Annotated in this window: 12 protein-coding genes; 3 read left to right on the top strand and 9 right to left on the bottom strand. The window is 68.2% G+C overall.

The genetic code is table 11. The annotated features are described in order from the left end of the window. Positions 1-17 precede the first annotated feature (17 nt). Positions 18-1,475, top strand: a complete 1,458-nt coding sequence (locus ACZK0Z_RS10200; protein WP_197633107.1) for an esterase-like activity of phytase family protein — start codon at positions 18-20, stop codon at positions 1,473-1,475. A gap of 113 nt (positions 1,476-1,588) precedes the next feature. Here ACZK0Z_RS10200 and ACZK0Z_RS10195 read toward each other — a convergent pair whose 3' ends face one another. The 9 genes from ACZK0Z_RS10195 to ACZK0Z_RS10155 form a co-directional block, all read right to left on the bottom strand. Next, positions 1,589-2,347, bottom strand: a complete 759-nt coding sequence (locus ACZK0Z_RS10195) for a 2,3-dihydro-2,3-dihydroxybenzoate dehydrogenase (RefSeq protein ID WP_197633106.1) — start codon at positions 2,345-2,347, stop codon at positions 1,589-1,591. Next, complete coding sequence (locus ACZK0Z_RS10190; protein WP_197633105.1) at positions 2,338-6,228, bottom strand: non-ribosomal peptide synthetase; 3,891 nt, start codon at positions 6,226-6,228, stop codon at positions 2,338-2,340. Before ACZK0Z_RS10190 ends, ACZK0Z_RS10195 begins: the two co-directional genes overlap by 10 nt. Continuing rightward, entirely contained in the window at positions 6,225-6,482 is a 258-nt protein-coding gene (locus ACZK0Z_RS10185) for a phosphopantetheine-binding protein (RefSeq protein ID WP_010485231.1), read from the bottom strand. The genes ACZK0Z_RS10190 and ACZK0Z_RS10185 overlap by 4 nt, the downstream gene beginning before the upstream one ends. Further along, a complete protein-coding gene (locus ACZK0Z_RS10180) occupies positions 6,482-7,114 on the bottom strand; it encodes an isochorismatase family protein (protein ID WP_197633104.1) in 633 nt (210 codons plus the stop codon). The genes ACZK0Z_RS10185 and ACZK0Z_RS10180 overlap by 1 nt, the downstream gene beginning before the upstream one ends. Then, on the bottom strand, positions 7,114-8,766 hold the full coding sequence (locus ACZK0Z_RS10175; protein ID WP_197633103.1) for a (2,3-dihydroxybenzoyl)adenylate synthase: 1,653 nt from the start codon (positions 8,764-8,766) through the stop codon (positions 7,114-7,116). The genes ACZK0Z_RS10180 and ACZK0Z_RS10175 overlap by 1 nt, the downstream gene beginning before the upstream one ends. Further along, positions 8,763-9,956 (bottom strand): isochorismate synthase, encoded by a 1,194-nt coding sequence (locus ACZK0Z_RS10170; RefSeq protein ID WP_197633102.1) that lies wholly within the window; start codon positions 9,954-9,956, stop codon positions 8,763-8,765. Before ACZK0Z_RS10170 ends, ACZK0Z_RS10175 begins: the two co-directional genes overlap by 4 nt. After that, positions 9,953-11,149, bottom strand: coding sequence for an MFS transporter (locus ACZK0Z_RS10165; protein ID WP_197633100.1), 1,197 nt, complete (start codon positions 11,147-11,149; stop codon positions 9,953-9,955). The genes ACZK0Z_RS10170 and ACZK0Z_RS10165 overlap by 4 nt, the downstream gene beginning before the upstream one ends. Before the next feature lie 153 nt (positions 11,150-11,302). Beyond that, positions 11,303-11,614 (bottom strand): DUF3817 domain-containing protein, encoded by a 312-nt coding sequence (locus ACZK0Z_RS10160; RefSeq protein ID WP_032129991.1) that lies wholly within the window; start codon positions 11,612-11,614, stop codon positions 11,303-11,305. A 125-nt stretch (positions 11,615-11,739) separates the two neighbouring features. Then, complete coding sequence (locus ACZK0Z_RS10155; RefSeq protein ID WP_197633098.1) at positions 11,740-12,675, bottom strand: TIGR03571 family LLM class oxidoreductase; 936 nt, start codon at positions 12,673-12,675, stop codon at positions 11,740-11,742. A gap of 66 nt (positions 12,676-12,741) precedes the next feature. On the opposite strand from ACZK0Z_RS10155, the gene ACZK0Z_RS10150 reads away from it, so the two are divergent. Next, positions 12,742-13,191: a GNAT family N-acetyltransferase gene (locus ACZK0Z_RS10150; protein ID WP_197633096.1), complete on the top strand. Its 450-nt coding sequence runs from the start codon at positions 12,742-12,744 to the stop codon at positions 13,189-13,191. A 119-nt stretch (positions 13,192-13,310) separates the two neighbouring features. Beyond that, the gene (locus ACZK0Z_RS10145) at positions 13,311-14,831 is read left to right on the top strand and encodes a thioredoxin family protein (protein WP_049428443.1); all 1,521 of its coding nucleotides are present in this window, start codon (positions 13,311-13,313) and stop codon (positions 14,829-14,831) included. The last annotated feature ends 75 nt before the right edge of the window (positions 14,832-14,906 follow it).

The raw sequence follows: 14,906 nt of genomic DNA, 5'->3' as shown, positions 1-14,906 counted from the left end.
CCGCCAGGAGTCCACTGATGCTCACGACCGCCCTGCTGATGGCCACTCTCTCCGCCAGCGGATACTCCGCTCCGCATGAGGCAACGGGTGCAGCGCCGGGTACCCTGCAGCTGGGCGGTCGCAGCTATGTGGACAAAGGCCTGGTCGCCGCCGGGCGGCTGTCGGCGGGCACGGTGGACTTCCTGGGTGACACGCTGGGATCGTTCTCGTCGCTGGCGGTGCAGCCCGGCACCTGGAAGCGCACTGCCAACGGCTACGAAGGCGTGTTGTGGACCCTGCCCGACCGCGGCCGCAACGATCCCGGGGCTGGCCTGTTCTACGACTACACCGGCCGCGTCGAGCGCATGCAGCTGCGCATCGACGTTTCCCCGGGCAAGCCCGAGCTTGGCACGCTGACGATGGCGCCCGACAAGGGCGTGGTACTGAAGGATTTCAACGGGCAGCCGTTCACCGGTGCCGACCCGGGCGACCACACGGTCATCCAGCGCCAGGTGGTGCTGCCTTCGCCGGCCAGCGGCGCCGGTGCGGGCAAGGTCTCGCTGGATGCTGAGTCACTGCAGTTCACCGCAGATGGCCACTTCTATATCGGCGACGAGTACACCGCCAACGTCTACTACTTCGATGCGCAGGGCCAGTTGCAGGGTGTGCTCGTGGCACCGCCCGCGATCCGTCCGCAGCGCGACGGCAAGCCGGCGTTCGGTTCGCTGGCGCCACCGCAGACCGGTCGACGCAACAACCAGGGCGTGGAAGGCATGGGCCTGTCACCCGACGGCAGCCGCCTGTTCGTCGCCCTGCAGAGCGCGACGCTGCAGGACAGCGCGCAGGGCAACGCGGCGGGCCGCATCAACACCCGCGTGCTGGTCTACGACGTGACGGCCTCGCCAACGCCACAGCAGCCGATCGGCCATTACGTGATGGCTTTGCCTGCCTACGCGCACGACGGCAAGGGCAAGCTGGACCGAACCGCGGCGCAGAGCGAGCTGCGCGCGCTGGACGGCCATCGCTTCCTGCTGCTGGCCCGCGACGGAAACGGGCTGGGCAAGGACGGCGACGACCCGATCGTCTACAAGTCGGTGCTGCTGGTCGATGTGGCCGATGCCACCAACCTGGCCGAAAGTGCCTATGAAACCGGCACGGCCTCGGTTCTGGCCGACCCGACCGACACCGCGCTGAAGCCGGAGATCATGCCAGCACGCAGCGACGAACTGCTGAACCTGCTGGACCGCCCGCAGCTGGCCCGTGCCGGGCTGGACCTGGACACGAAGCGCGGCCCACATGCCGGACTGCTGTCAGAGAAGTGGGAAGCCATGGACGTGCTGCCGGCGCTGGACCCACGGCACCCGAACGACGTACTGCTGCTGATCGGCAACGACAACGACTTCATCGCCCGCTATTGCCGCATGCAGGGCCAGGCCTGCGACAGCCCCTACGACAACGACAACCGCGTGCTGGTGTACCGCCTCACGCTGCCCTGACCGAGAACCGATGTCACGCTCTCTGTAGAGCCGAGCCCATGTTCGGCTGCTTTTCCTTCAGGCATCCGTATGTCTGAAGGAACAGCCGAGCATGGGCTCGGCTCTACAAAAGCTCACCCACGCAGGGTGGCGCCGCCGTCCACATACAGGTCGCTCATCGCCACATGCCCGGCCTGTTCGGAGAGCAGGAACATCACCGAGTGCGCGATGTCCTCCGGGGTGGCCAGCTTGCGCAGCGGAATGCCGGCCTTGTAGGTTTCAAGGGTGCCAGCGATCACCCGCTCGGCACCATGCTCGTCCAGCCACATGCCGGTCTGCATTGGGGTCAGTGTTGAACCCGGGGCAACGATGTTGCAGCGGATGCCCAGCGGCGCCAGTTCCAGGCCGAGGCAGCGGGTAAACATCGTGGCGGCGGCCTTGGAGGCCGCATAGGCCGCCATGCCGTGCCTTGGTACACCGGCCGCATTCGAACTGACGGTAACCATCGCGCCCTGCCGACGCGGTGACATCACCCGCGCCAACGCCCTTCCGACATGGAACACGCCATCGGCATTGACTGCAAACACCCGGCGCCAGTCGTCGTCGGTGGTCCCGGTGACGCCGCCCAGATGCAGTACGCCGGCCACGCTGGCGGCCAGCATGATCGGCCCGATGCTGGACTCGACCTGATCCACCAAGGCGTCCACGGCGGCGCTGTCGGTTACATCGAGTGCGAGCGACTTCACCCGGGTATCGGCCACGCGCGGCGTCTCGCGATCGGTCGCCACCACCGTGCAGCCGGCCTCGGCCAACAGCCGTACCAACGCCTCGCCAATGCCGCCGGATGCACCCGTAACCAACGCCACGCGGCCGTCGAAACCGGTCAACTGCATGTTGCGATCTCCTGTTGCTCATCCCAGTGGCGCAGCCGCGCCGACAACCACGGCGCCAGCTGCGCCACCGCATCGCGGCCGGTCAGTTCGGCGTGCAGGAACGGCAGTTCCAGCGCCTGCACCCTGCGCGCGTGGGTCCGCCACAACGTCGATTGCAGCTGTGGCCGCGCCTGATGATCCCGACCAGCACGGACGTGCACCAGCGTGCCGTCGAACGGTTGGTGAATATGTTCGCGGATCAGTCGATTGGTGCCGGTCACCGCGCGCACCACGCCATCGAGCACCACATCCGGCAGGCTGCCGAGTGCACTGCCGCCACGGCGCAGGAACCCCAGAATGCGTTCACGGCTGTCGAGTTCCGGATGCGCATCCGGATCGTGGCCGGCAATCGCCAGCAATGCCCGCAATGCAGCGATGGGATCGGGTTCCGGTTCGGCCCGCCAGCACTCGCTGGGATACGCGTCCAGCAGCACCAGCTCGCCGACGTCGCGGCCGATTTCATGCAGGCGCACCGCCATCGCCTGGGCGAGGATGCCACCTACCGACCACCCCACCAGATGCACTGGCCCCTTCGGCTGTAGTGCGACCACGCGCTGCACGTAGTCGTTGGCCATCGCCTCGATGCTGCTCGGCAGCGGCTGCCGGGCGTCCAGTGCCGGCGACTGCAGGCCGTACACCGGGCGTGCCGGCTGCAGTGCCCGGGCCAGGGTGCGGTAGTTCCAGGCGATCCCCCCGGCCGGATGCAGCACGAACAGCGGCGTGGGCCCGGCGGCGTCGGTTGCGGCCAATGCGATCACCGGCCCCAGTGCGTGATCGGCCAGCGCGGGAGGCTCGGCAATACGAACCGCCAGCGCGGCCACGGTGGGCTGCGCAAACAATGCACCCAGACCCAGATCGCAGCGCCAGCGCTGCTCGATCGCCAGCAGCAGGTGCACCGCCGACAGCGAATCACCGCCGAGACTGAAGAAATCTGCATCCACTGCCACCGGCGCCTCACGCCCAAGCGCCTGGGCGAACAACAACGCCAGCTCCTGTTCCAACGGCGTGCGCGGCGCCAAGCCGGCAACTTCAAGTTGCGGTGGCTTCGGCAACGCGTTGCGGTCGAGCTTGCCGTTGGCGGTCACCGGCCAGTGGTCCACGCCGACAAACGCCGAGGGCACCATATAGTCCGGCACGCGCGTGGCCAGGTGGCTGCGCAGCGTTACGGCATCGGCAAGCGCGGTCGGCAGATACGCCACCAGACGCACTTCGCCGGGAGCATCCTGGCGCAGCAGCACTTCCACCCGCTCCATGCCAGGCAGCTCGCGCAGTGCCGCCTCGATCTCGCCCAGTTCGATGCGCAGGCCGCGCAGTTTCACCTGGTGGTCGCTGCGGCCGAGATACTCGACCGCACCATCGCGGCGCCAACGGGCTACGTCGCCGGTGCGGTAGATACGCTCGCCCGCCCGGAACGGATCTGCAATGAAACGTTCGGCAGTCAGATCATCGCGACCGAGATAGCCACGCGCCAGCTGGACGCCACCCAGGTACAGGTCACCGGGCACGCCCACCGGCACCGGCTGCATCCGGGCGTCCAGCACGTACAGGCGGGTGTTCCAGACCGGGAACCCGATCGGCACCGGCCGCGAACGATCCTGCGCCGACGCCGGCCAGTAGCTGACGTCCACCGCAGCTTCGGTCGGGCCATACAGGTTGTGCAGCTCGGCGTGCACACGCGCGTGGAAGCGGTCGCGGGACGAAGCATCCAGCGCCTCGCCACTGGTGAACACCCGTCGCAGCTGCAGCCCTTCGGAGGCCGGTGCAGCGAGGAAGGCATCCAACATCGATGGCACGAAATGCGCCGTGGTGATGCCATGCTCGCGGATCAGCCGCGCCAGTTCGGTGGGGTCGCGATGCGCGTCCGGCCCGGCGACCACCAGCGTGGCTCCGCACAGCAGCGGCAGGAAGAACTCCCAGACCGAGACGTCGAAGGTGGCCGGGGTCTTCTGCAGCACGCGATCGTCTGCCTTGAATCCATAGTGCTCGCGCATCCACAGCAGGCGGTTGACGATGGCGCGGTGTTCGACGACCACGCCCTTGGGCTCGCCGGTCGAACCGGACGTATAGATCACGTAGGCCGCATCGTCAGGTGCCGGATCGGCCCACGGTGTGGCAAAACTCAGCGCAGTCCACTGCTCCGGCGCAAGCACTGGCACGCCGGCCATGCGTGCCGCTACGTCCGCCGCAGCCAGAACGCATACCGGCTGTGCCGAGGCGAGAATACGCGCCAGGCGCTCGTCCGGATGGGCAAGGTCCAACGGCAGGTAGGCGGCGCCGGCACGCAGCACCGCGACCAGCGCGATCACCAGCTCCAGCGAGCGCGGCAATGCCACCGCCACCACGCTGCCCGGGCCGACATCCATTGTCCGCAGCTGTGCCGCCAGCGCGAAGCTGCGCGCTTCCAGCGTTGCATGCTCCAGCGTGGAAACACCGAAGACCAGCGCGGTTGCGTGCGGATCACGGTCCATGCCCTGCTGCAGCAGTTCAACCAACGTGGTCGGTGGCATCCCGTGCGCGGTGGCATTGAATTCATGCACCACCTGCTGCGCTTCTTCGACGGTGGCCAGCGGTACGGCCGAGATGTCTTCAGCCTGCAGTGCCGCGGACACGAAATGCAGCAGCCGCGCCGCGTGCGCCTCGACATCCTCGCGACTGTACAGCGCGGGATTGGCCTCGATCTCCAGATCCAGCAGGCTCTGGCCATCACCACGGAAGCCCAGCGTCAGGTCATCCACCGGCCCGGTGCACAGCACCTCCAGTGTCGCCTGTACGCCTGGCAGGGCCAGTGGCCTGTAGAACGGCTGCACATTCACCATCGGACCGTGCAGACGCTGCTGCGCGCCCACCAGGCCCAGATCCCGGCGCAGTTGCTCGCCTCGATAACGGCCGTGCTTGCGACCCTGGCTGAGCTGCCGGCCCAGTGCGCGGGTGAAGGCCTCGACACTGCCCTCGCTGGTGGCCACGCGCAGCGGCAATACATTCATCACCATCGACGGCACCCGCGCCGACGCGTTGCCAAGGCGTCCCATGTAGGGCACGCCCAGCACCACTTCATCGGCGGCGCTCATCCGTCGCAGGTACTCGGCCGACAACGCGGCCAGTACATCCGGCCAGGGCTGAAGCCAACGCACCGAGGCCTGCAGCAGCTGCCCACGGAACGCCGCATCGAGCGGCTGCACCCAGCGCACCGCGTCGTCACTGGCCGCATGCGTACCGGCCAGGCCCACGCCTGCCGGTGCGCCCTGCATGTGCTCGCGCCACCACTGCCCGGCCTGCGCGCGACGCGGATCGGCACGATAGGCGACGTCATCGGCCAGCACGCCCGCCAGCCCCGGCAGCGGCTCACCGGTACGGCCGGCATACAACGCGCACATGCGATCCGTGAACAGCGCCATGCCGTAGCCGTCGGCGGCCAGATGGTGCACACGCAGGTACCAGACCCAGCGCTGCCTACCCAGATCAAGCAGCAGCTGCTGGCTGATCCGGTCGCGGGTGGGATCCACCAGGCTCAGCCGGTCGGCCTGCATCAGGCCACGCGCCGCAGCTGCGGGATCCGCTTCGGCGGAAACATCTCTCACCGAAAGCCGTGGCACATGTGCCGGGTCGTACCACTGCAGGGGCTGACCGTCGTCGCCCTCGGCAAAGCGCAGCGCGAAGGCCTCTGCCTCAACTGCGGCCTGGTCTGCCGCTGCGACGAACGCAGCCACATCCAATGGCCCATCGATCCACACCGCATGTGCCGTGTTGAACGACGGGTTGTCCGGTGCCAGCCGCTGTGCGAACCACAATCCCGCCTGCGCCTCGGTCAATGCCACCGGCGTGGCCAGCGCGACGGCGTTCATGCGCTCTGCGCGGCCTGCAGCGTCTGCACCACGTTCCACCACTGGCGCAGCGTGGTGTGTTCGGCCAGCTGCGAGAACTCCAGCGGCAGGCCGGTGTTGCCCCAGGCCAGGACCAGGCCGAGCATGCGCATCGAATCCAGGTCCAGGTCGATCAGGTTGTCGTCGTCACCGATCTCGGCAGGTGTGCACTCCAGCACGCGCGCCACATCGGCACGCATCCGCTCCAGATCCAGCACCTCACCCGTGGCAGCCATCACAGCACCTCCAGCAGCTGGTCGGTGGTCATCGGCACCCCGCTGGTGCGTGCGATCCAGTGCAGCGCCTGATCGTGATCGGCGCGCGAGAAGTCCGCCACCGCGTCAGCGGCGATGAAAGCCTCGATGTCACGCTGGAAGGCCTCGACCACGGTCGCGGTGCAGCCGATATGGGCGTACACGCCGGTCACCAGCAGCTGGTCGCGCCCACGTACCCGCATCAGCGTCTCCAGGTTGCTGCGCTGGAAGGCGCTGTAGCGGTGCTTCACCAGCACGTGCTCGCCTGGCTGCGGTGCCAGCGCCTCGATGATCGGTTCGTGGTCGGCGCTGCGGCGCATGCCCGGTCCCCACAGGTCGGCCTGCAGGCCACGGTCACGGCGGTCCTGGTCGCCATGCTGGGCGGTGTAGAACACCGGAATACCGTGCGCGCGGCAGTGCGCCAGCAGGCGTGCGATATTGTCCACGGCCGGCCGCAGCGGGGGGTTGCCAGCGTCAAACGCGGCCAGGAAGTAGCGCTGCATGTCGTGCACCAGCAAAGCGACACGATCGCGCTGCGGGCGCCATGGTCCACGCGCCTGCGGCAGTTCGGCGGCAGTCGGCAAGGGATAGTCGGTGATACGGGGCAGCGCCATCAGCGCGTTCCTCCTGTCTGTTGCAGATGACGCGCACGCAGCTGCGCGCGCAGTTCGCGGCGACTGATCTTGCCGACCGCAGTGGTATCGAAGCTGTCGACGAACACGATCTGGTCCGGCACCTTGAACGCCGCCAAGCCGCGCCCGCGCATCCAGGATTTCAGCGCTGGGGCCTTGAACGGTTCGCCCTGTGGAATCACGAAGGCGCAGCTGCGCTCGCCCAGATACTCATCGGGAATGGAGACCACGGCGGCGTCGAACACGCCGGGGTGGGCCAGCAGGTGGTCCTCGATCTCCTCGGCGGAGATCTTCTCGCCGGCGCGGTTGATGTGGTCACCTGCACGGCCCTGCACCACCAGGTAGCCTCCGGGCAGCTGCTGTACGCGGTCGCCGGTGCGATAGAAGCCGTCGTCGGTGAACGAGCGCGCATTGGCCACCGCATCGTTGTGGTAGCCACGGATGGTGTACGGGCCACGGGTGAGCAGATGCCCCACCTCGCCTTCGGCCACCGGCTGGTCATGGTCATCAACCACGCGCACTTCATCATCCGGACTGATCGGCCGGCCCTGGCAGGCCACGATCAGTTCCTCCGGATCATCCAGACGCGTGTAGTTGACCAGGCCTTCGGCCATGCCGAACACCTGTTGCAGCATGCAGCCAAGACCATCGATCACCCGCCGCGCGGCTTCCGGCACCAGCTTGGCCCCACCCACCTGCAGTACCTGCAGGCTGGACAGATCGTGCTTGCTGGTTGCAGCCGCCTGCGTCCAAAGCAACGCCAGCGGCGGCACCAGGCCACAGCAGGTCACCCGCTCCCGCGCGATCAGGGGGAAGGCCGCGTCCGGGCCGGGACCGGGGCTGAGTACCACGCGGGCACCGGCGTACAACGCACCGAAGAAGCCCGGCGAACTCATCGGGAAGTTGTGCGCGGCCGGCAGCGCGACCAGATACACGCTGTCGCGGTCGATGCCGCAGATAGCGTTGCTGGCACGGAACGAGTAGATGTAATCATCGTGCGTGCGTGGAATCAGCTTGGACAGCCCGGTGCTGCCACCGGAAATCTGCAGGAACGCTACCGATTGCGGGTCCGGGTCGGGCGGCAGCTGGCTGCGATCGCCCTGCAGCGCCTCCAGCGCGACGAACTCCGCCGCTTCGCCGTCGATCACCACATGGCGAACCGCCGGGACCTCGGCCTGCAGCGCCCGCGCCAGCCCGCGGTGATCGAAGCCGTCGTGCAGTGCCGTGGTGATGTAGGCACTGGCTTCGGCCTTGCTGGCGAAATGCACCAGCTCGGTGATGCGGTGCGCCGGCAACGCGTACACCGGCACCAGCCCGGCACGGAACAGGCCACAGACCGTGGTGATGAAGCCTGCCGTGTTGCCCAGCTGCACCAGCACCCGCCCCCCTGGCTGCAGGCCCAGCGCCAACAGGCCGGCGCCGAGCCGCCCGGCCTCTTGCCACAGCTGTGCATAGCTCAGGCGGACGTCGCCGGCGACCACCGCGATGTCATCGGCATAGCGTTCTGCACGGTCGCGCAGGAACGCCGGGAATGTCTCGCCACGCCAGTGACCGGCCTCGCGATAGCGCGCCACCAGCGCGTCGGGCCAAACCTGCCGCAGTGGCAGGCGGGAGGATTCAACGGAAGCATTCATGCGGCAGGCTCGATGGCGGGCGCGGATTCATGGACACCCAGCGCGTTCAACAGGGCAGCAAACTTCGCTGCGGTTTCGGCCACCTCGGCCTCGGGGTGCGACTCGGCGACGATGCCGGCACCGGCATACAGGCGCAGTTGCGTGCCCTGCAGGCGCGCGCAGCGGATCGCCACGTACCAGTCGCCGTCACCCTGCGCGTCCAACCAACCCACGGCGCCGGCATAGAAGCCACGCGGTACAGGTTCCAGCTCGCGGATGCGCTGCAGCGCCGCCAACCGCGGCGTACCGCAGACCGCCGGCGTGGGATGCAGCTGTGCCAACAGCTCGGCCGCCGATGTCTGCGGATCCTTCAGGGTGGCGTGGATGCGTGTGCCGAGGTGCCACATGCTGGCGGTGGCATGCAGCACCGGGCGCGGCTGTGCATCGATGTGGCTGCAGTACGGTGCCAGGCCTTCGACGATGGCTTCGACCACGTGGCGGTGCTCGTCGTGGTCCTTGGTCGAGGCCAGCAGCGCCTGCGCCGCACGCTCGTCCTCGGCGGCATCGGCACTGCGCCGCGCGGAACCCGCCAACGGATGCGACAACAGTTCGGCGCCGCGCTTGCGCAGCAGCAGCTCCGGCGTCGCACCGACCAGCCAGGCCGGTGCCTGGCCCAGCTCCACCGGAAGCGGCACCGCGTAGGTCGCCACCGACGGATCCGCGCCCAGACGTGCCAGCAGCACGTCCGGAGAAAGCACCTGGCGGGTGCGTGCCAGCAGGCTGCGCGCCAGCACCACCTTATGCAGGTTCTGCTCGGGCGCACGCAAGGCCTGCACTGCCGCAGCGACTGCAGCGGCATAGTCCTGCGGCACAGGTTCGGCCCGCAGGGCGCCGTCCAGCGGCGGTGCGGCCTGCGGCTGCAGTGCCAGCGCCGGCAGCAGGCGCTCGGGCTGGTACAGCGCATCGTCGGCACGCGGCTCGAACGGCACCGCGCCAACCAGCAGGCCCGGGCCGCCACGCTGCTGGGCAAAGAACTCCGAAACGCGTTCTGCCAACGTCGCCAGTGCACCGGCTGGCAACGTGGCGCGGCAACCGCGGGCGTGCACGTGCTGGCCGGCATGCCGCAGCAGGAACAGCGACGCGTCGTCGGTGCTCTCCTGTGGTGCTGGCACAGCCTCCGGCCACGCGCCCTGCATCAGGGAATCGTTCATGGGATCTCCTTCATCCGATGCGCTGCGGCCAGCGCGCACAGCAACAGCAGCAGCGCGCCCACCAGCAGGTAAGGCAGGCTTGGCCCGCCGCGATACAACAGCGTGCCGAGCATCGGCCCGGCCACCATGCCCAGCCCTTGCGCGGCCGCCACGGTGCCTGCGGCGGCGCCCTGCTCGTGCGCCTCTACCGCATCGGCGGCCAGCGCCTGGAACGAGGGGAATACGAAGCCCATGCCGAACGCAGCCAGCGCATACGCCGCAGGCAATTGCCAGGCCTGCTGCACGCCCGCCACCGAAGTGAAGCCGATGCCGGAAATGAGAGCGCCGAGGACGATCCAGCGACGTGGATGCACCTCCAGCTTCATCACCAGCGCCTGCGCCAGGATCAGGCCGACGCCAACGGCGGTGAGTGCAATGCCGGCCATGCGCGCACCGGTCGCCGCATCCAGACCCAGGCGATCAATTGCGAAGAAGCCGACCGTGACCTGCGCGATAGTCACCGAGACCATGGCGATGAACGCTGCCAGCTGCGGCAGGCACAGGCGCGCGTCGAGGCGGCTCATCGGCGTGCGGCGCTGTGCGGACGCGCCCACCACGGGCGGTGTAGCCGGCAGCCGCCAGGCCAGCAATGCCAGTGCCAGCAACGGCAGCAGCGCGGCCACGTACAGCGCCAGCGACAGGTTCGTATAGGCCAGCCAGCCCGCGGCGGCCGGGCCCAGCACCATGCCCAATGCGTTTGCGCTGCCCAGCCGCGCGAGGAAGCTGGCGCGCTGTCCAGTTGGCGCCTTGTCGGCGATCAGCGCCGCAGCGGTGGGCGGCACCGCAGCGTAGAACAGGCCGATCAGGCCGCGCGCGCCCACCAGCACCAGTACCGATAGCAGCACCGGCGGCACCGCCTGCAGGGCAACGTCGATGAACACGGCCAGTGCGATGTAGACCACGGTGTAGGCACTCATCGCCAGCATCAACACCCGTTTGCGGCCGATGCGGTCGCTGAGCTGCCCCCACGGGCGTGCAGCCAGCATCCACAGCACGCCTGCGGCGGTAACCGACAGGCCGGCATGCCACTCGGACAGGCCAAGCATGCGGACCACCGGACCGATCACGGCGACGAAGGACATCATCGCCATGGTGCCGATCAGGGCAGCCAACACCAGCGCCGGCAAGCCGGGAACGACGGGACGTGCGTGCATGAAACACCAGCCGTAACAGGAAAGGATGGCCGGGCGCACCTGCGCGCCCCACCCGGCACCGGCCCTGCTCAGGACCGGACGCCACTTTCAAATGATAACGTCTCGTATTTGCATTTGATACCCATTCTCTTGAATGGGCGCGCAACAGTGGGTTCAGCGCATTGCACGCAGGCCCAGCAGGCCGCGACGCTTGAACCACCATTCCAGTGGCAGCGTCACCAGCGGCGGGATCGCTGCCAGCAGTGCCAGGGCGCTGGCCCACCACGGCCAGCGCAGGCGCACCGCTGCGAACAGGGTGACTGCCACGTACACCAGGAAGGCCACGCCGTGCAGAGGCCCGAACAACTTCACCAGCGCCACGTTGGCCATGGGGCCATACTTCATCCACATGCCGATGAGCAGGCCGGCCCAGGTCACGGCTTCGATGAAAGCGACCGCGGCGAACAGGCGTCCGGTCGGGTGCATGGGGGAACGTTGGGTCACGCGGGGCTCCGGCATCGGGATATCAAATGCGAATGATACGCAGATGCACACCCCATGTAGAGCCGAGCCGTGCTCGACTGCTGGAACGTGTGCACCAAGGTGGACACCTACCGGAGCATATGTGGCAGCACCTGCTCTCCAATTTCGCGCAGCACCGCGTCCATCGGTCGCCCGTTGTCGACCAGGTTGAACATCACATGCGCCACGCCCTGCACATGTACGCGCAGCAGGTAGTCACGCAAGCCGTCGCGGCCGACCTTCAGGCCCAGTGGCAGCGGCTCGGGCGGTGCCTGCGGATCGGCCTGCAGATCCAGCAGCATCGACTGCACGAACGACTTGGCCGGTCCGCCCTGCAGCGCCTGCGCCTGTTGCCACAGGCCGATGCGTCCCTCCTGCGCGGCCTCTTCGCGGTGATAGGTGGCCCAGCCTTCAGCCTCGCGCGCGATCCACTGCAGGCTCTGTCGCGCGGTACCCACCACCAGCATCGGAATGCGCGTGGTTGGCGCTGGCAATACATCGAAGCCACCGGTGGCCTGCACTACCGCGGTCCGTACTTCGGCCTCCGGTGACAACGCCGCGCGCAACAACGTCCAACGTTCGCGGAACGTCGCCGCCCTGCCCTGCAGATCCTCGCCGAATGCGGCGAACTCTTCCAGCCGATCGCCCGACCCCAGGCCCAGCACGAAGCGTCCGTCGCTGATCCGGTCCAGGCTCAACGCCGACTTCGCCACCTGCAGCGGATGGCGCAACGGCAGCACAATGGCTGCGCTGCCAACGGCGATGCGTTCGGTTGCGGCAGCCAGCATGCCCAACCACAGGAACGGATCGTCCAGCGCGCTGGCTGCCGCATCTGGTCCCTGCGGCACCATCAACGGCACGTCGCGCGTCCACAGCGCGGCAAAGCCGAGGTCATCGGCCAGCCGCGCGATGCGCCTGGCTTCGCCCAGATCGGCCAGCCCGTGTGCTGCCACGGGCGTCATCAGGCCCAGGCTCAGGCCCTGTTGCGGAAACAGGGCAGCGTAAGCGGGATTGAAATCACTCATGCCCGCAGCTTAGCGTGCAGGCATGCGGCAACGATGACGCGCCGCCCACCACGGGAAGAACACTGCATGCCGAAGATCCGCCCTGCCCACGCCGATGACCTGCCCGCGATCAGCGCGGTGTGCCTGGCCGCATTCAACGCGGCGGTCGCGCCCTCGCTCAGTGCAACCGGCGTTGCCACCTTCGGCAGTATCGCTGCGGCAGATGCCTTCGGCACACGCCTGCTGGGCGACAACCACATCCTGGTGGCCGAACACGAAAACCGTATCGTCGGTGTGATCGAACTGAAGGAAGGCCGGCATCTTGCGATGCTGTTCGTCGATCCCACCTGCCAGGGCCAGGGCATCGGCCATGCCTTGTTCGAGGCGGTGCTGCCGCTGGTGCGCGAGCCGGTCCTGACCGTGCGCGCCTCGCTCAATGCAGTGCCAACCTACCGGCGCTACGGCTTCGTGCCGGACGGCGATGTCGGCGAGTTCAATGGGCTGGTGTATCAGCAGATGATGCGGGCAGCGGCCTGAAGGCATCCGCCCGGTAATGCCCGGTGGGCGTCATGCCCTGCAGCACGCCCGTCATGAGCAAACTGAATCAGCAGGCTCCCCGGTCGTTCCTACAATGGCCTGTCACCCTGCCCTTCGAGATGCTGCCGATGCGCGTCGCGCTTTCCGTGTTGCTGCTGGCTTCGGCGCTGAGCGCCTGTACCCCGGCCCCGGTTTCCACCGCCAACTCGGCCGAGGCACCCGCGCCAGCCACCGCCATCGCCTGGCGCCAGGGCGATGTGGACGATGCCTTCGCTGAGGCCGCCGACAGCGGCAAGCCGGTGCTGCTGTACTGGGGCGCGGTCTGGTGCCCGCCGTGCAACCAGCTCAAGGCCGGCCTGTTCAAGGACCCCGCCTTCATCGCGCTGACCGGCAAGTTCGTGCCGGTCTATCTGGATGGCGACGAGGAAGGTGCGCAGGCCTGGGGCGAGCGCTTCGGCGTGCGTGGTTACCCGACCCTGATCGTGCTCGACCCGGAGCGTAACGAAATCACCCGTGTGGCCGGTGGCAACGACGCCGCCGAACTGACCCGTGCACTGACCGTGGCCGCCGGCCGTCGCAGCGCGGTCGCCGCTACGCTGGCCACCGCGCTCGCCACGCCGGACAGGCTGGCCGCCGAGGATTGGCAGGTGCTGGGCGACTACGGCTGGGAAGTGGACGCCAATCGCCTGGCCGGCGAGCGCAAGAGTGCCGACGTGCTGCGCCAGCTTGCCAGGACCGCACCGGATGCCGCCCTGCAGCGCCGCTTAGCCCTGCTGGCACTGGCTACTGCGGAAAAGCCGGATGCACCGCCCACCGAGGTGCGTGAACTGTTGCAGGCCGTGCTGGCGCAGCCGGCCGAAGTCCGCCGCAACCGTGAGTTGCTGGGCTATGCAGGCGCGCAGCTGGTCAAGCAGGCCAGTGCAGGGCCGGCCACCAGCAACACGCTGGGGCAGCAGCTGCTCGTCGCGCTGGAGCGCGCAGACGCCGAGCGCGGCGACCGCGCCGACGACGCATTGTCGCGTGCGCTGACCGAAGTATCCCTTGCCCGCCAGCAGCAGCCGAAGGGTGTACTCCCCGCCGCGCTGGTTGATCGGGTCAAGCAGCGCGTGGCTGCTGCAGACGCGGCCTCCACTGATGCGCATGCGCGCCAGGCCACGATCAGCAGCGCGGTCTACGCACTGCGCCAGGTCGGTGACGACGCCGGTGCCGAGTCGCTGTTGCTGGCGGAACTGAAGCGCAGCGAGCAGCCCTATTACTACATGCCCGAACTGGCCGAACTGGCCGAGCAGCGCGGCGACACCGCCGGTGCGCTGGAGTGGCTGAAGCGCGCCTACGACGGCGCGCAGGGCCCGGCAACCCGCGTGCAGTGGGGCGTGCTGTATGTGGAAGGCCTGCTGAAGCTGGCACCGGACGATGCACCACGCATCGAGCAGGCGACCGCCTCGCTGATCGCCGAACTGGAGGCACAGCCGTCGGGCTACCACCAGCGCACCCGCCAACGCTTCGAGCGCCTGGCCGGGCAGTTGAAGGCGTGGAGCGGCAAGCACCAGGGTGCGGAGACGCTGGCGCGGTTGCAGCAGCGGATGCAGCAGGCCTGCGGTGACCAGGTGGATGGTGCCTGCAAGGATTGGTTGAGTTGATGAAGGCTCGGGTTCTGGTAGTGCCGGCCGCTGGCCGGCAACCCGACCCTGCCTGTATGCCGGCCAGCGGCCGGC

Source organism: Stenotrophomonas sp. 116085_Sma, assembly GCF_056479585.1.
The sequence above is the reverse complement of the archived record's forward strand: the minus strand, read 5'-3'. Positions and strand labels throughout refer to the sequence as shown.